General features: G+C 41.0%; 14 protein-coding genes. 2 read left to right on the top strand and 12 right to left on the bottom strand.

Annotated elements, in window-relative coordinates; translation table 11 throughout:
- Nucleotides 1-812: 812 nt before the first annotated feature.
- Nucleotides 813-1529 carry a hypothetical protein gene (locus K5Q58_RS02100; protein ID WP_220752089.1) on the bottom strand — a complete coding sequence of 239 codons (717 nt, stop codon included), beginning with the start codon at nucleotides 1527-1529 and terminating at the stop codon, nucleotides 813-815.
- A gap of 243 nt (nucleotides 1530-1772) precedes the next feature.
- Between K5Q58_RS02100 and ubiD the strand changes: the two genes are divergently transcribed.
- Nucleotides 1773-3254 (top strand): 4-hydroxy-3-polyprenylbenzoate decarboxylase, encoded by a 1482-nt coding sequence (ubiD, locus tag K5Q58_RS02095; protein ID WP_220752088.1) that lies wholly within the window; start codon nucleotides 1773-1775, stop codon nucleotides 3252-3254.
- 86 nt (nucleotides 3255-3340) lie between these two features.
- Entirely contained in the window at nucleotides 3341-4039 is a 699-nt protein-coding gene (gene fre, locus K5Q58_RS02090) for an NAD(P)H-flavin reductase (protein ID WP_220752086.1), read from the top strand.
- A gap of 125 nt (nucleotides 4040-4164) precedes the next feature.
- On the opposite strand, the gene K5Q58_RS02085 is transcribed toward fre, so the two are convergent.
- The 11 genes from K5Q58_RS02085 to K5Q58_RS02035 all read right to left on the bottom strand — a co-directional run bounded on the left by K5Q58_RS02085 (nucleotide 4165) and on the right by K5Q58_RS02035 (nucleotide 15446).
- Nucleotides 4165-5454: a winged helix-turn-helix domain-containing protein gene (locus K5Q58_RS02085; RefSeq protein WP_220752085.1), complete on the bottom strand. Its 1290-nt coding sequence runs from the start codon at nucleotides 5452-5454 to the stop codon at nucleotides 4165-4167.
- 240 nt (nucleotides 5455-5694) lie between these two features.
- A complete protein-coding gene (locus K5Q58_RS02080; RefSeq protein WP_220752083.1) occupies nucleotides 5695-6516 on the bottom strand; it encodes an ABC transporter permease in 822 nt (273 codons plus the stop codon).
- 9 nt (nucleotides 6517-6525) lie between these two features.
- Complete coding sequence (locus K5Q58_RS02075) at nucleotides 6526-7428, bottom strand: ABC transporter ATP-binding protein (RefSeq protein WP_220752081.1); 903 nt, start codon at nucleotides 7426-7428, stop codon at nucleotides 6526-6528.
- A gap of 6 nt (nucleotides 7429-7434) precedes the next feature.
- A complete protein-coding gene (gene nosD, locus K5Q58_RS02070; RefSeq protein ID WP_259651205.1) occupies nucleotides 7435-8802 on the bottom strand; it encodes a nitrous oxide reductase family maturation protein NosD in 1368 nt (455 codons plus the stop codon).
- A 96-nt stretch (nucleotides 8803-8898) separates the two neighbouring features.
- Nucleotides 8899-9402 (bottom strand): nitrous oxide reductase accessory protein NosL, encoded by a 504-nt coding sequence (locus K5Q58_RS02065; RefSeq protein WP_220752079.1) that lies wholly within the window; start codon nucleotides 9400-9402, stop codon nucleotides 8899-8901.
- 105 nt (nucleotides 9403-9507) lie between these two features.
- Nucleotides 9508-10455 (bottom strand): NrfD/PsrC family molybdoenzyme membrane anchor subunit, encoded by a 948-nt coding sequence (gene nrfD, locus K5Q58_RS02060; protein WP_220752077.1) that lies wholly within the window; start codon nucleotides 10453-10455, stop codon nucleotides 9508-9510.
- 1 nt (nucleotide 10456) lies between these two features.
- Entirely contained in the window at nucleotides 10457-11164 is a 708-nt protein-coding gene (locus K5Q58_RS02055; RefSeq protein WP_220752075.1) for a 4Fe-4S dicluster domain-containing protein, read from the bottom strand.
- A 75-nt stretch (nucleotides 11165-11239) separates the two neighbouring features.
- Entirely contained in the window at nucleotides 11240-11971 is a 732-nt protein-coding gene (locus K5Q58_RS02050) for a nitrite reductase (protein WP_220752072.1), read from the bottom strand.
- 86 nt (nucleotides 11972-12057) lie between these two features.
- Nucleotides 12058-12831, bottom strand: coding sequence for an FKBP-type peptidyl-prolyl cis-trans isomerase (locus K5Q58_RS02045; protein ID WP_220752070.1), 774 nt, complete (start codon nucleotides 12829-12831; stop codon nucleotides 12058-12060).
- A 73-nt stretch (nucleotides 12832-12904) separates the two neighbouring features.
- Nucleotides 12905-13336, bottom strand: coding sequence for a rhodanese-like domain-containing protein (locus tag K5Q58_RS02040; protein WP_220752068.1), 432 nt, complete (start codon nucleotides 13334-13336; stop codon nucleotides 12905-12907).
- 85 nt (nucleotides 13337-13421) lie between these two features.
- Nucleotides 13422-15446: a multiheme c-type cytochrome gene (locus K5Q58_RS02035; RefSeq protein ID WP_220752066.1), complete on the bottom strand. Its 2025-nt coding sequence runs from the start codon at nucleotides 15444-15446 to the stop codon at nucleotides 13422-13424.
- Between the last annotated feature and the right edge of the window lie 245 nt (nucleotides 15447-15691).

Below are 15691 nucleotides of genomic sequence, written 5' to 3'. Positions count from 1 at the left end.
CCAGCGACAGTTAGATAGATACAGTTACTTTTCTTGTCAATTTTATAGTGACAGCTCGAGCAAATTATTTGATCAATTTGCCTCGAGTCATCATTAGCGGTTCAGGCAAGATAAGTGGCTTTGACTCTCGTCCCCCAGCGACAGTTAGATAGATACAGTCATTTTTCTTGTCAATTTTACAGTGACAGCTCGAGCAAATTGTTTGATTAGTTTGCCTCGAGTCATCATTAGCGGTTCAGGCAAGATAAGTGGCTTTGACTCTCGTCCCCCAGCGACAGTTAGATAGATACAGTCATTTTTCTTGTCAATTTTACAGTGACATTTGACCACTAAGTTAAGCGAGTTGGTTTAAAAGTCATTAGCAGTTTCGGCAAGATAGGTTGTTTTGATATTAATTTTCGGTCCCCAGCGAAAATTAATGAAATCACAACTCTTCTTGTCAACTTATTAAGCTGAACTTAATGGTATAGGCATTAAGTTCATGCTTAACGTGTTACGACAAACTTACTTAACTTCTCATCGGTGCAAAGCGTTTGGGAAGGGATAATAAAAATATAATTACAAGTAAGTTTGTCAGTTCATTCTTAATAATTGCTGTTGTTACCCCCATAAAACAACAGCGGCTATTTTGAAGTACGTTACAGGGAATAAAAACAACAATATGTAACGATAAAATGTCGCAAGACAATGCAACACAAAAGCCCTAATGAAATGGATTCATTAGGGCTTTTACCTTTCTAGACAAGTGTTTGTTAATCTGATGGTTATTAAAGAAATCAAAGATAATCTACAATAATCTTAGTTCGATTCAATTACTGTCGCTGTGTTTCCAACACTACATAACGCTCTGTAGACCAATCAAAGTAATATTCTTTACCATCCCACTCATAAAAAGTTTGGCCATCACGCTGAATAACACGGGCGTTTTCAGGTAAATGGGTTAACCCTTTAGCATATTGAATACTGGTCGTCGTTCTTTTAGGTGGCTCAATTTGGGTCACAGGCTCAACATAATTAGATCTTGGCGCTGAATTATTCATATATTGATTGCGATAGTGACGATCATAATAGTCGTATCGATAAGGATAACGCCAGCCATTCCCCCATCTTCCCCCCCAACCATTATAGCCCCAGCGGTTATGCCAGCGATTGTTCCAACCACTGCTCCAACCAATGCCGACACTGGGCCCCCAATAATTGTTATAACCTACGCCCCACCTGACCGATGAACCTGAATGCCGAGAATAACGATCGCTAGAATGTCGACCAGTAGAATATGAACCTTGATGCTCTGAGTTAGCTTCAGCAGTCAGCTTTGATAATTGCTGCGTATTATAAACCTCAGCGTTGATCCCAGTAGCGTAAACAGTTAACACAACAGTTAGGATTAAAAATAATGCCTGATAAAGATGACGAGATTGGCTGCCAACGCCCGCTCTACTGGCCTCGATAAAGTTCGACGTAAACCAGCCAATTAAACCATGCATTATTTGAGGCTGAAAAGGATGTCGATAAGCTAATGTTGTCATAGAATCGCTCCTTGGCTGTATCTTTACCTATAAAGCTAAAGTCCCTAACTAACCTGAATTCTAGTTAATTAGCCTTGTAATGCCTGAGCCATACTCCAAAGAATAAGACTAAAACAATGAACAAACTTGATTCATTTCAGTTTACCTTAAAAAGGCGCTTAACCAATAATCTTGGCTTAACCCAATATTATAAAAATGCTATAGTGCGCCTCAAAGCGCTATTAATAAACGAGTGAATAAGCCATGAGTTTTAAGGATTTACGTAGCTTCATCGATCACCTCGAAACTAACGGTGAACTTAAACGTATTAGTTACCCTGTTGATCCCAATCTGGAAATGACTGAAATTGCCGATCGCGTATTGCGCTCAGGTGGTCCAGCTCTACTTTTTGAAAACCCAACAGATAACAGCATGCCAGTGTTAGTTAATCTATTTGGTACTCCTAAACGTGTCGCTATGGCACTGGGCAAAGAAGATCCATTAGCGCTGCGTGAAGTCGGTGAATTGCTTGCCTTCCTTAAAGAGCCAGAGCCTCCAAGTGGTTTTAAAGACGCTATCGCAAAAATCCCTAAATTCAAGCAAGCCTTGAATATGCCACCTAAAACCGTGCGTAACCCACCTTGTCAGGAAGTGGTTATAACCGGTGATGATGTTGATTTAACCCAATTACCTGTCCAGCATTGCTGGCCTGGCGATGTGGCACCATTAGTGACTTGGGGACTGACCATCACTAAAGGTCCTCGCCAGAAACGTCAAAACCTAGGCATTTATCGCCAGCAATTGCTGGGTAAAAATAAGCTGATTATGCGCTGGCTTGACCACCGCGGCGGCGCATTAGACTTTAAAGATTTTAAAGAGAAGCATCCAGGTGAACGCTACCCTGTTGTTGTGGCTTTGGGCGCAGATCCAGTCACTATTTTAGGCGCGGTCACTCCTGTTCCTGATTCTATGAGTGAGTACGCATTTGCAGGGCTACTGCGCGGCGAACGCACTGAAGTGTGCAAAGCATTAAGCTGTGATTTAGAAGTTCCGGCCACCAGCGAAATCATTTTAGAAGGTTATATAGACCCAGAAGAAATGGCAGAAGAAGGCCCTTATGGTGACCATACTGGTTACTATAACGAGACAGACAAGTTCCCTGTGTTTACCGTTACCCACATGACACAGCGTAAAGATGCCATATATCACAGCACCTACACTGGCCGTCCACCTGATGAGCCAGCCATGCTAGGTGTTGCACTTAACGAAGTCTTTGTGCCTATTCTACGTAAGCAATACCCTGAAATAATCGACTTTTACCTGCCGCCTGAAGGCTGTTCGTACCGTATGGCTGTAATTTCAATTCGTAAGCAATACGCAGGTCATGCTAAACGCGTGATGATGGGAGCGTGGTCGTTCTTACGCCAGTTTATGTATACCAAGTTCATCATCATTGTCGATGAAGATGTCAATTGCCGCGATTGGCAAGATGTTATTTGGGCCATAACCACCCGTATGGATCCGACTCGTGACACTGTCATGGTGGATAATACCCCCATTGATTATTTAGACTTTGCCTCACCTGTGGCAGGCTTAGGTTCAAAAATGGGCTTAGATGCTACCAATAAGTGGCCTGGTGAAACTGACAGAGAATGGGGTACACCAATAGTGATGGACCCTAAAGTGAAAGAAAAGATTGATCATATTTGGGAAGAATTAGGTATTGATGACACTCCAACGCTATAATGGTGATCTATATCACACTAGCTTGACCTAGAACCCACATATAAAAAGAAATTACCCTTCAAAGAAAGGGTCACAAAGGACGTTAGATGAACACCATTCGCTGTAAAGTAGAAAAAGTCACCGCGTTTAATGACGCTGTTTTTCAGGTATTTCTTAAGCCTGAAGTGACTTTTGAGTTTCAAGCTGGGCAATATTTATCGATCGTGATGGGAGAGAAAGACAAACGTCCTTTCTCAATAGCATCGGCTCCAAATGCTGAACTGCTTGAGCTACATATTGGCGCCGCAGTATCTGAAAGCTACCCAATGCAAGTGGTTGAGCGTTTAACAACACAAGAGTTCATTGATATTGAAGCGCCGGCTGGTAATGCTTTTTTACGTTCAGACAGCAAACGTCCGCGTATCATGGTGGCAGGCGGTACAGGATTTTCTTACATCAAAAGTATCATTGAGCAACAAATTGCTTTAGGTCAAACAACTCCAACCCAATTTTATTGGGGTTGCCGTACTGAAGATGCTATGTACTATCAAGCCATTGCACGTCAATGGCACGCCGATAACAACTGGCTTGAATTTATTCCCGTTGTTGAAGAAGCACCAGCAGACTGGAATGGCAAACAAGCCAATCTACTTGAGCAGATTAAGCAAGACTATATCAGCTTAGTGGGTTATGACATCTACATTGCAGGCCGCTTTGATATGGTCGGTGCAGCGCGTGAAGTATTCCGTGAAATGGGTGTAGATGAAGCACACTTATTTGGTGATGCATTCGCATTTATCAAATAACGATTAGCTAATACTTACTTTAAGCAAATACATGCAAGCGTAAAACACTAAAAAGCCGACTTTTACAGTCGGCTTTTTGTTGTTTATTTAATTATTTTTGCTGTTATACAATCATCAATTGATCTCTAAAAATTCACTTTCTCATACTTAGACCAAGCTACTAGTCCGTCCATGAATGGGAAGATCCATACCGCAGTATTATCAGTTTGATGGACTCTAAAAAACACCATTTCCGTCTCTTGTATATCGACTCGGCGTATTTCACGATAAAAGCGCATGGCTGACGGCGTAACAAAATCTGGCTTTATAAACTCTTTCTGCTCAATTTTGGTATAAAACACATCAACATCGTACTCACCAATTTGCTGCTGATACTGATTAAATCTACCGCGAGTTTTCAATTTAATGGGTGTTGTAATGCAGTCTTCATCAGTAATACAGGTGGTGGTATAGATTTGGCCACTTTTATCTCCTTCGTAGACTAATGAAATACTGAAATCGCCGCGGATCAGTTTTTCCCCCGCAATAGGGAAATATACATCGGCGTGATAGTGATGCTCGGTAATATTGCCATCGCTATTATCTAAACTTGTTTGTGGAATAAGGACTCTGTTATAGCGAATGCGATCTTCCATGGTTTTACTGAGTGGCACAAACTGCTGCATGTTTAAACCAGCAGGCTCTGGTGATAGTGAGTTAATGTTTATAATGCCTTTACCATCACAATCATCTAGCGAGTAACCAGGGCATGACGCAAAAGAGTAATTACTGCCATTAGTTAACGCAAAAGCACTGAAACCTTTCAAGCCAGTCACAATATTACTTTCAGGCGCAAGATGCTTTTGCCATTTTGATTCATGCAGTTGATCTGTATCGTTTTTATACAGCAAAATAGCACTTTCTTTTACACCACCAATGTTCAGCTCAACTTGCTTATCACTTTTCCAAAGGGAAGTTTGCTTTAACACCTTATGATATTCGCACTGATACCAAGCCAAGATAAGTAACCCAATAGCAATCAGCGCTCCAGCAATTTTTACCATTACGCTGACATCTAAAAATGCTGCACGTATAGTGTGACTGTCTGTCAACGATACCATTTTTACATGGCTACGCTCATTAATGTGCAACTGGTAACCGCGTCTTGCAACGGCTTTTAAATGAATTTCTGAGAAAGGTTCTAGCTTACGGCGTAATGTACTAATGCATTGGGTTAATGATGTAGGCGCGACAACTCTATCTGGCCAACCTTCTGCAAGTAATTGCTCTTTGGTCCAAATTTCTTCGCTATCATCCAACAGTTTGATCAGTACAGCATTTTCAGAAAAAGTCAGTGGGATTTTCTCATCACTAAGATGATTAACCAGTTGCTTGGCCGAAGTATCAAGTGTTAGATATGAAGTTATTTTTAGCACTGTCTGCACCTAAAATTGTACTATGAACGAATGTTACACTGAGCGATCATAATACAATTAGTCCAAAAAATATGTGATTACCAACTCAGTCTTAGTATATTTTAAATCTTACAATACAGTTACTTAGATAGTTTGATTGTGACCTAGATAACAACGGAATATTTATCTCCGCTATTAGGCTAAAATCGCGGAATAAATGAAAACAATCACAGAATCCCTATCCTTTAATACCGACAAGCGCTATAAGCGCTTACGCTGAAAAAGCCACATAGAAAATAACATCATAGCGCCAACCCAAGCGATTAGTGCCCCATAAAGGCTTGATAATGGCCATTGAATGAGCGCTGCTATGCTATCAGCATTATTTAATTGCGGCGCCGCCACCAACATAACCCCACGAAAAATGTCGCTTGGGTTAAGTAAAATAAGCACTTGCAGTAATTCATTAGAGATACCTGCGGATTCTGCCACCATTAAGGTCAACAAAATAAGGTCGTAAACCAACACCACGGCAACCCAAATAAATAATAAAATCGCAATTGCTTTAGCTTTCTCGACCACTTGTAAACTCACGACATAGCCTATTAAAACAAAACACATGCTCAGTAAAATGCTACTGACAATTAAGTGACTAAATATCGACAATAGTAATAAAGCCGACGTACCAGTAAACAAATGAATAAGCACCGCAGTTAAGCCAAAAGAGAACACGATAGTGCATGTCAGCACTGCAATATGCCCAACCAACTTACCAAGTAAAATCTGATTACGACTCAATGGATAAGACAATAACAACAGTAAAGTGCCTGACTCTTCTTCGCCGATAAAACTGTCATAGCTAAGCAATATCGCTGTTAAAGGTAAAATAAATACCCCAATCGAGGTTAAACTTGCCATTAGCATGGGTAGCTCGGGGATGACTAACTGTCCGCTAACAACTGAGCCAGAAAAGGTAATTAATAGCGCTAAACTAGTGAGTATCAAACCAATAAACACAACCCAACGATTTCGAAAGTTGTCCTTAATTTCTTTATTGGCGATGGTCAAAATAGGTGTAAACATCACAATACCTTAAGCAGCGTTTTGCTGACGGTTATTCATGCAGTGATGGTAAATATCACTTAAGCCAGGTTCTTCAATAGAGAAGTTATAAACGCCACAATGCTGCGTGAGATACTTCATGACTCTTGGTTTATCTACTTGATGAATCAATAATTGATTATTCACAGCCAATGTATTTAAAAACTCATCCGCGACTATAGCTTGATTAATTTCCTCTCCTTTAAACAACACTTTTAAGTCGGTTGATTGGCGCAACGTCTCTAAACACCCAGAGGCTAACTCCTTGCCATCAGCCATGATAAAAGCACGATCAATATTATCTTCAACCACGGCCAACTCATGAGTACACACTACAATGGCGCACCCTTGGCGTTTTAATTCATCAATCTTTTGATACATAAATAATGAAGCCTGAGGATCAAGCCCCACAGTAGGTTCATCGAGCAATAAAATGTCAGGAGATGACAATATTGCTTGGGCAAAACCTAAACGCTGCTTCATCCCTTTTGAGTAGCTTTTAACCGGTTTATCTTGTGCGTGCCCAAGGCCGAATTCTTCGAGCACTTGCAGCACTTTAGATTTATCAATTCGCTTTAACGCGGCAAAATAATTGAGCACTTCTTTGCCAGTTAACTTTTCATATAAGCTGATATTTTCCGGCAGGTAACCTAGATTGATCTGACGGCGATCTTTTTCGTGCGTAACAGTTTTACCCATCATGCTAATACGACCTGATGTTGGTTTAACTATGCCTAACAGCATTTTTATCAGGCTAGACTTACCTGCGCCGTTATGGCCCAGCAATGCTAGCGTTTCCCCCGAATGCACCTGCAAGCTAATATCGCCGACTGCAGTAAATTCACCATACTGCTTAATGAGGTTCTGAACCTGAATAACTAAATTGCTTGGCATAAAAACCTACTTACTTAACGAATGCTCAGAAGACTGAGTTGTAGAAACCATGTTTGAATGACCAGATGGGTCATCTGCTAATTCAGCGGCATAACCAATATTGGAATTTGCAATTGGACTCATCATTGGATAACTGTCCATCACACCTGCCTCTGGCATTATTTGAAATTGCTGCTGAGTCCAGCGCAGTAACGAAGCCACCGGACTTTTCAATAAAAAGTGCGCTTCAGGATATAACCAATACAAACGATCTAAATGATCGCTTGGCTGATAAGCTTGCTCGCTAATCCCATCACCTGACTGATCCCAGCCGATAAAACCGCTCCAATAATTCCCTTGTTCTTTATGACTCCATTCAACAATCGTATCGCCGACGTACTTCACCTGAGCTTGGTTATTAATAAACTGGTTACGGTATATTTGATTACCTTCGCCACCCATCGCCATGTAAATACCTATTTCGCTATTGGCAAATTCATTGTCATAAACACGGTTATCACGGGCGCCATAAATGAACATGCTTTTACCTTCATCGCCCGTTGGCATTTTAGGTGTTGCATTAACGATATTATTCACTTGATTAGCATGTACGTCTGAGTCATTGGTCATGTTTAGCAACACACCAAATGTCGCTGCACCAATAACTTGATTATGATGCAGATTGATCCGCTTAGCGTTCATTAATGCGTAACCACCATCGACTTTTGTGGCTGCATTATTAAAGGCTTCATCATCTTCGGTATACATGTAATGAATACCGTATTGCTGCTTAGAAAATTGATTATTGGTAACTAAACTATGTTTACCTGACTCTAGATAAACGCCATCTCTTACATCTTTAATCACATTGCCATTGATAACGGCATGATCCACGCGTTTTAAATAGATGCCATCGCCCCTATCTAGCACAAACATTTGTGGATTCCCTTGGATGCGGTTTTGAGATATTTCAATGTGATGAGAGTTATCAGCCCTCACACCAAAACCATTACCTGTTAAGTTATTATCCAATATAGACACTTGAGTCACGCCGTCATTAAGTAAGACACCAGCGTTTAATTCATACTGATCTGCGCCCCAATTGACAATCGAGAGTTGTTTAATATTGACATGACTGCTGGCAACTGTAATGGCACTGCCAATGCCTTGAGCATCTATGACAGTATCAGTCTGACCGATTAATGTTAGGGGTTTATTGATGACGACATTGCCCTGATAAACCAGATTATCGAGTACTAAGGTATCGCGGGGCTTGGCCTGATCAATCAGATACTGAAGCTGTGTGCCATCATGTGTATAAATTTGCTCAGCAAAGGCAAAAGGCGTTAAGGCAACGCCCATCATTAGCCAAGAATGAAGAACAAATTTTTTCATCTCATTTCTCACTTTCGAACAAACTATAACGCTAACTTTCAAAAAACTGTGACGATAAAACTAATAATTTGAGCGTATATCCATATTCTCAATATTTTAGTTGTGGTCCATACCTTCGCCCAATAACTCAATGGTGATGTCATCAAATTCTAAAACTGCGCCACCATATTCATTAGCAAACTTTTCAGCAGCTTCTACTGTGCTAAATGATGCTACGGCTGGGCCCATAACAGCTTGACGACTGGTACCGTAAACATAGGTTGCGGTCTTACCATCAATGAAGTGCTCATCTTGAGGGTTTTCCCAAGAGGTAGCCGCCATATCATGCACCCAGACTTGGTTAACTTGGCGTGTATTTTCTGGCTGAAGCAAGAAACTAAACATATCTCTTGTTGAGCAAAAAGATGGGTTATTCTCTAAATTTCCTAACTGTAATTGACCTTTAGGACCTGGATATTTAGTGATCATCATGCCACACATATGACAGCGATCATGTTCATGTATACCATGGGCGTGACTATCAATCTCGGCCACTACATTTTCAGGACTACAAGCAAATAACAATGGCGCGAATAACAATATCGATAGTATTTTTTTCATTTCAACTTCCAACTAAAACACAGAATAAAACGTTAGCTTTAAAAAGAATCACCCTTAAAAATAACTAAGGGAAGTCATGTGGCTTAAGGGTGATTCTGGCAAACATTAAATCGCGTAGGTTTGTCCTGCGTACAGGATAAACAAACGTAAACACATCATGCCGCTAATGGCGCAAACACCTGATAAGTAAAAAGCTTTAGCTGAATGACTAAAGGTTTTACCTGTGGCGAAGTTAAGTAAGATAGGGCCTAAGAACCCAACACCTACAACACCAATCCAGAATAGATTTGCCCACACGCCAGATGTAAATGCTTCAAACGCTGATTGTGCGCCTGCATTACCTGTCGCAAGTGACATAGCAATCATGCAAATAAACAAAATTTCCGCAATCATGATTGGCCATTCAGCCCCATGAAGGATTTTAAGTTCACTGCTGTGCATATCTTCTTTGAACAAGAATACTGACAACATTTTTGACGCTGCAGCCCCCGCAGATACACCCGATGCAATAAATAAAGCAGGTAATACTGCTGTATTAATTAACGGGAAGCGGATTAACGCAGATATCAAGAAACCGGTATAAGCACATACAGCCGCTGCTAAAATTAATGCTGTCACTTCGCAAGGTTTGCGAACAGGTTTTAGCATATTAATGATTGGCAACAAGATGCTTAACGCCGGAATCGATTTGATTTCATCTTCAAATGCATACAAACACAGTACAGCGGTTAGCGGGATATACACACACAGTGCAATAACCCCAACAGACATCACTGATGTGAAGTTGTAAAACACAAGAATACGCCAGAAAAACAATGGATTAGTTAAATCTAATACTAGACATAACATCCCCAAAGCAATCGTCACGAATGAGATTAAACTCGCCGCTTTGTAAAGCGGAGTATTTGCGGTTTGCCCTTTAAAAAAGCGAATAGCTAACGCCACCACTAAAGAACCACCCGAAATACCGGCTAAGAAAAGGTAAACAGCAATTGGCCAAGGCCAAGCAACCCCTTCAGATAAGCCCATGGTAAATTCCATTGAACCGTCCATCTTATACCCCCAACTTAACAACTGGAATGTAACGAAGGCTTGGCTCAGTACCAAACTGCGGCTTCATGCGAACAGAGTCTTTTACCGCTAATAACTTATTAACGTATGACGTTGGATCATTGGCATCGCCAAAGATCAATGCGTCATATTTACACTGTTGTACGCATGCTGGTAACTCACCTTTTGCTAACTTAGTGTTTAAACAGAAATCACAGTTATCAGCTACATCAGTTTCTTCATTGATAAAACGTGCGTTGTATGGACAAGCGCCAATACAGTATTTACAACCCGCACACTTACTCGCATCCATGGTAACGATCCCTGTTTCTGGATCTTTATGTGCCGCACCCGTTGGGCATACGCTGACACATGGGGCGTTTTTACATTGCTGACAAGAAACGCGCACGAACTTACGTTCGCAGTTACATTTCTCTTTACCACAATGCGGACAAGCTAGTCCTTCAACACCACCCGATTGATGCTCCATCAACAATTTAGATTTGCCGTCAGGTAAGTTATTCGCGACATTACATGCCTCTTTACACTCACCACAACCGACACATTTATTTTGATCAAACACCATGACGTAATGAGGTTTGTTGGCATTTTTACTATCATCTTCAACAGAGGTACACCCCATAGGGCCCAATATTAAAGACGCTGCTCCCATGCCTTTTAGAAACCTCCGTCTTTCTATATTTTCACTCACAACATCCTCCCTAGTTCAGCATTAGCTGACTGGTTTCTTTTGGTTCGCTGCAAATTCAAATGACGAATTAACGACTCACTCATCCAATTTAAATTCTGCTTTCATAACTGCATTATTAATAGATTGTCTATTAAAAGGTTGTGTTTGATTGGTTAGTAGAATGCGCCAATGATCTATCGCAGTTGCATATTTACCGTTTAAGTAAGCATCCGTTGCCAGTATCATTCGGGTATTAAGCTCATCACGTTGCAAATTCAACGCGGTATCAATGACCGTCTGGGTTTCAGGTAAAAACCTGCGACCATCGCGGTAGTACATTGATGTAACTTGCATGCCTAATAACTCGGCATCAGCGCCAACTAATTCAATTAGCTCAGCTAACGTGTTCACAGAGTCAGCATATAAGCCTCCTTCTGCGTAAGCCTGCGCTAGCGACATTAATGCCATTTCATTTTGTGGTTGCTGAACCACTTGATCGCGGCCTTTAGTAATTTTTGCTGCGATCAAGTAATCTACCGATTCATCTACTTGACCTTCATTCCAACCTTGGAAATGTCCTCCACTGGCATATATAGATAACGAAAAGATCAATACAGCGACTGACATCCATAATGGATATTGGTAAGACTCCGTATTCTTGAATTCATCAGACTCAAGAGGACGCATTGCCATACCAGTTTCAGCTACTGTATTGGTTGTTTTCATCACTGCACTGCTCAAATTACGGTTATATGTACAGTGATGAATCCAGAAGAGTCCGATAAATATACTCAGGCATACTGCGATACCTAAGGCCAGAATATTCATAAGTGTCTCTTCCTTCTTAAAGTTGTTTTAAGCGCTATCAATAAACTCATCGCGATAACACTCAATGATGAATAATGTTCCAGGTGCTAGTGAGCACCCATCATGCCATCCATTCCCATACCGCTAAGCCCCATGCCTTTAGCGTTTTCACTTGGCTTTTCAGACTTGACCAATTCGACTTCAAAAATAAGTGCTGTGTCACCTGGGATCTCACCCGCACCATCTTCGCCATAAGCTAAATCTGATGGAATAGTGAAACGGAACGTTGAGCCTTCAGGCATTAAACGCAAACCTTCTTCCCAGCCAGAAATGGCGGTAAGCAATGCAAAACGAACAGGATCTGTAGTTTCATCAAAAACAGTCCCATCCACTAAGGTACCTTTGTATTTCACGGTCACCACATCTTCAGCGTTAGGTTTTACACCTTCACCCATAGTAATAACTTCGTATTGAAGCCCACTATCTGTGGTAGTCACACCATCTTTATCCTTGTTTTTAGCAAGATAAGCCTCACTGGCTTTTTTACTCTCAAGGGCAATTTTTTCCATTTTTTGAGTGCTTAATAAATTCAGCAATTCACTGCGTTCATTAAGGTATGTCAGTACTTCTTCATCTGACATTTTTTGCTCATTCTTAAGTGCATCAATGACACCATTAATGACTTGCTGCACTTCGATTTGAGCACCTAACTCTGACTGGCTATAAATTTGACTTGATAGGTAGTTACCAATAGAAGCACCCATGCTGTAAGACTGTTTTTCAACATCATTGTCAAAGTTCTCTGTAGCAAAACTGCCAGCAGATAAGACCAATGACATGCACGTTGCAACGGCTATGGTAGTTTTCTTTAATAGTTTCATTTGCCACTCTCTCTTCTAAAAAGGGTTACCTGCAGACGACGCATCTTCAGGCTTTAAATCAGTAATAAAATCGTTATGGTTGTTCAGTTGGTCTGCCAGACAAACGCCAGCCGTAAATTCCATCGGCCATATGTCTAACACCTGTGTAACCTAGTTTTACAGTCTCTCGTGCAGCCATCGCACTTGAGGTGCACAAGGTATTTGCACAGTAGAAAACCATCACGGCATCCTTATTTTTTGGAAGTAACTCTTTCCAGTTCTTCACATTGAAATACACAGCACCAGGGATATAACCTTCGGCCCATAATTCCATTGTGTTTACATCAAAAAAATAAACATCTTCATTGCCAACTAACGACTCAGCTTCGCGCATTGAAATCGGATTTAGCTGAATGTCATTTATTTGCACAGGAATTAAGTCTCCACCCGCTCCCGCAAATACTTGCGCTTGGACTGCGACAAACAACGATACTGAAATCAAAATTTTGCTAAGTAGTTTTTTCATGTTCTTCTCTCTAAATATCTCGGCACCGGCTGATGCCGAGCTATTAAAAAATGGCCACTAGCAAATGCCAGTAGCCATCAGGGCTTTACATTTTTTTACCATTAAGAATGGCTTGAGCTTGTGTCACGTAAGTTAATGCTGCATCAATACGTTTATGGGTATAACGCGCACCATGGACACCCCAAGAACCATCTTTTTCAAGTAAGGTCACTGCATCTTGTGCTTTATCTGCTAACAGAAGAACTTGTGATTTATCTTCAACAGATAACTTAGTCACTTCTAGTAGTTGGTCGATAGCTTCAAGTGCACCTACTACTTGAGCGTAGGTTTCTTTGATAGGTTTCTGGAACTTCATGACTTCACCGTAGATCTCTTGTTGATCTTCGTAGTGTAGGCTTGGGTCAAGTTCAGATTGGAACTGACTGTGACAACCTTTACCGTTAACAACGTTGTCGTCAGAGATAGCAGTACGAGCACATGACCACATTAAGTCTAAGTAGTTGTTTCCATCAGCGTTCTTAGCAACAGTCCAACCTTTCGTTGTTGCTTCACGTGGCTCACCTTCTGGTGGGTTCAGTGTTTTCTGAGTTGGGTCTACTTCGATTTTCCACATGTGTGACTTACGAACAGCATCGAAACCAGCTTGGTCAGGGAACTGCATCGCGGTGAAGTTTTCACAGCTACCCATGTTAGGCATATGACAGCTTGAACAACTTTGGTCGCTATGTGTTTTAGTGTTTGCTGCGATTTCTGCTTGCGCAGCATGACAGTCTGTACACTCTTTCTTCATTTTCGGTTTGGTATAACCAGACTTCCAATCGTTGCTTGTTACTTCATGTGGATCATGACAAGTAGCACAACGCATGCCTTTTTCGTAATGCTTAGAAGCAAACATTTGTGAACCTTCGGTACCACAAGAAGGACATGCAGACTTCATTTTCACGTTAAATGCATACTCTAGTTTGCCTTCGCCTTCTTCAGCTTCAGCTAACTCATCAACATAGTTGAAACGTTGGTGACAACGTTCACAGTTAGATGGCATTCCGCCGCCATTACCACCGTCTAAGTGACCACCTGCGCCATGACACTCTTCACAGGCAATACCTTTAGAAATGGTATGTTCACGTAGTTTTTCAGGATCGCCCAGTGCAGCTAAGTATTCATCTTTGCTCTGGAAGTCAAACTTAAAGCTATGACAAACTTCACAGTAAGAACTAGCTGGTTGGAACAACATTTCTTTTTCGTATTTCGCGCCGTATGAGCTCATGCCCACTTGATGAGAACCACTTAAACCAAATGCTTTACCTTCATTTGTTGCAGGAAAATCTGGGATAACAGCATTGATTTTGGCTGCCATTTCAGGGGTTAACCACTCAGCCCAACCACGAGAGAATTGGTTACCACCAGCAACCATTTTACCAGTGCCATCTTTTAGTAAACCATCGCGGATATGATATGTACCACGTACCATCCACGCATCAATGAAACCATATTTTGTACGAGGCGTACCAACAGTTGCATAAATCGCATCAGGGGTAATACCATCCGCTAAGATAGAAGTATCTTTAGTGTTGTACATGGTTTTGTTTAAATCGTTATCAACTTCTTCGTGCTCCCCAGGGAAACGAATAGTTTTAGCGTGACGAGAGCGGCTCCAAGCTTCATATTGCACCGCGTGACACTCACCACATTTTTCAGGTCCGACAAACTTGTTTGGATAATCAAGAATTGATTTCGCACCAAGACGATATTGAACCGCGCTTGGGCGTCCAACACGTTTACTGTATTTTTGGCTATTACCGGTATCTAAATATTCTTCACCACGGTCACTGATGTGGTAATCACCCACTAAGTTACCTTCTTCGTGATATTTAAATAAAGGGTGGTTTTGGAATAAATAATCAAAAAGTTCTTTTTCTTGAACAATATAATCTTGAAGCGTTTTAACACCTTTAGATTCTTCATCGCCATTTGAATTAGCAATAACTTTTTGAGCCGTCTTCCCCATCGCTGGTACGCTATCATATTTACCAGCGGCATTCGCATTGCCAACAATGCCAAGACAAACTAGCACACTCAGTGCAGCTATCTTGTATTTAGCCTGTTTCATTGTCCCACTCCTAATCATCATTACTTTATATTTTTGCCGTCGAACCTGGCAGTTCAGCGAACGATATAATTAATTTGAGCAAGACCTAGTTTAAGGATAAAAACATGGAAATTATTGAGCTAGATCACAGCATAAAACGCCTTAGAGCTAACAAAAAATAAAACCAATATTAACCTGCTTAAACAACAACTTATTTCAATTTTTATTTAATTTTTAATATAAAAAGGCGATTTTTTTATCTATAA

The organism is Shewanella sp. KT0246 (assembly GCF_019654955.1).
Taxonomy (GTDB): Bacteria; Pseudomonadota; Gammaproteobacteria; order Enterobacterales; family Shewanellaceae; genus Shewanella; species Shewanella goraebulensis.
Note: the sequence above shows the minus strand (reverse complement) of the source record. Positions and strands in the feature narration are given on the sequence as shown.

What these genes read in the sequence shown, in the direction of transcription:
- ubiD (WP_220752088.1), top strand. Translation starts at nt 1,773, where the DNA reads ATGAGTTTTAAGGATTTACGTAGCTTCATCGATCACCTCGAAACTAAC.
- K5Q58_RS02065 (WP_220752079.1), bottom strand. Translation starts at nt 9,402, where the DNA reads ATGAAAAAAATACTATCGATATTGTTATTCGCGCCATTGTTATTTGCT.
- K5Q58_RS02075 (WP_220752081.1), bottom strand. Translation starts at nt 7,428, where the DNA reads ATGCCAAGCAATTTAGTTATTCAGGTTCAGAACCTCATTAAGCAGTAT.
- K5Q58_RS02035 (WP_220752066.1), bottom strand. Translation starts at nt 15,446, where the DNA reads ATGAAACAGGCTAAATACAAGATAGCTGCACTGAGTGTGCTAGTTTGT.
- K5Q58_RS02080 (WP_220752083.1), bottom strand. Translation starts at nt 6,516, where the DNA reads ATGTTTACACCTATTTTGACCATCGCCAATAAAGAAATTAAGGACAAC.
- K5Q58_RS02100 (WP_220752089.1), bottom strand. Translation starts at nt 1,529, where the DNA reads ATGACAACATTAGCTTATCGACATCCTTTTCAGCCTCAAATAATGCAT.
- K5Q58_RS02040 (WP_220752068.1), bottom strand. Translation starts at nt 13,336, where the DNA reads ATGAAAAAACTACTTAGCAAAATTTTGATTTCAGTATCGTTGTTTGTC.
- nrfD (WP_220752077.1), bottom strand. Translation starts at nt 10,455, where the DNA reads ATGGACGGTTCAATGGAATTTACCATGGGCTTATCTGAAGGGGTTGCT.
- nosD (WP_259651205.1), bottom strand. Translation starts at nt 8,802, where the DNA reads ATGAAAAAATTTGTTCTTCATTCTTGGCTAATGATGGGCGTTGCCTTA.
- K5Q58_RS02045 (WP_220752070.1), bottom strand. Translation starts at nt 12,831, where the DNA reads ATGAAACTATTAAAGAAAACTACCATAGCCGTTGCAACGTGCATGTCA.
- K5Q58_RS02050 (WP_220752072.1), bottom strand. Translation starts at nt 11,971, where the DNA reads ATGAATATTCTGGCCTTAGGTATCGCAGTATGCCTGAGTATATTTATC.
- fre (WP_220752086.1), top strand. Translation starts at nt 3,341, where the DNA reads ATGAACACCATTCGCTGTAAAGTAGAAAAAGTCACCGCGTTTAATGAC.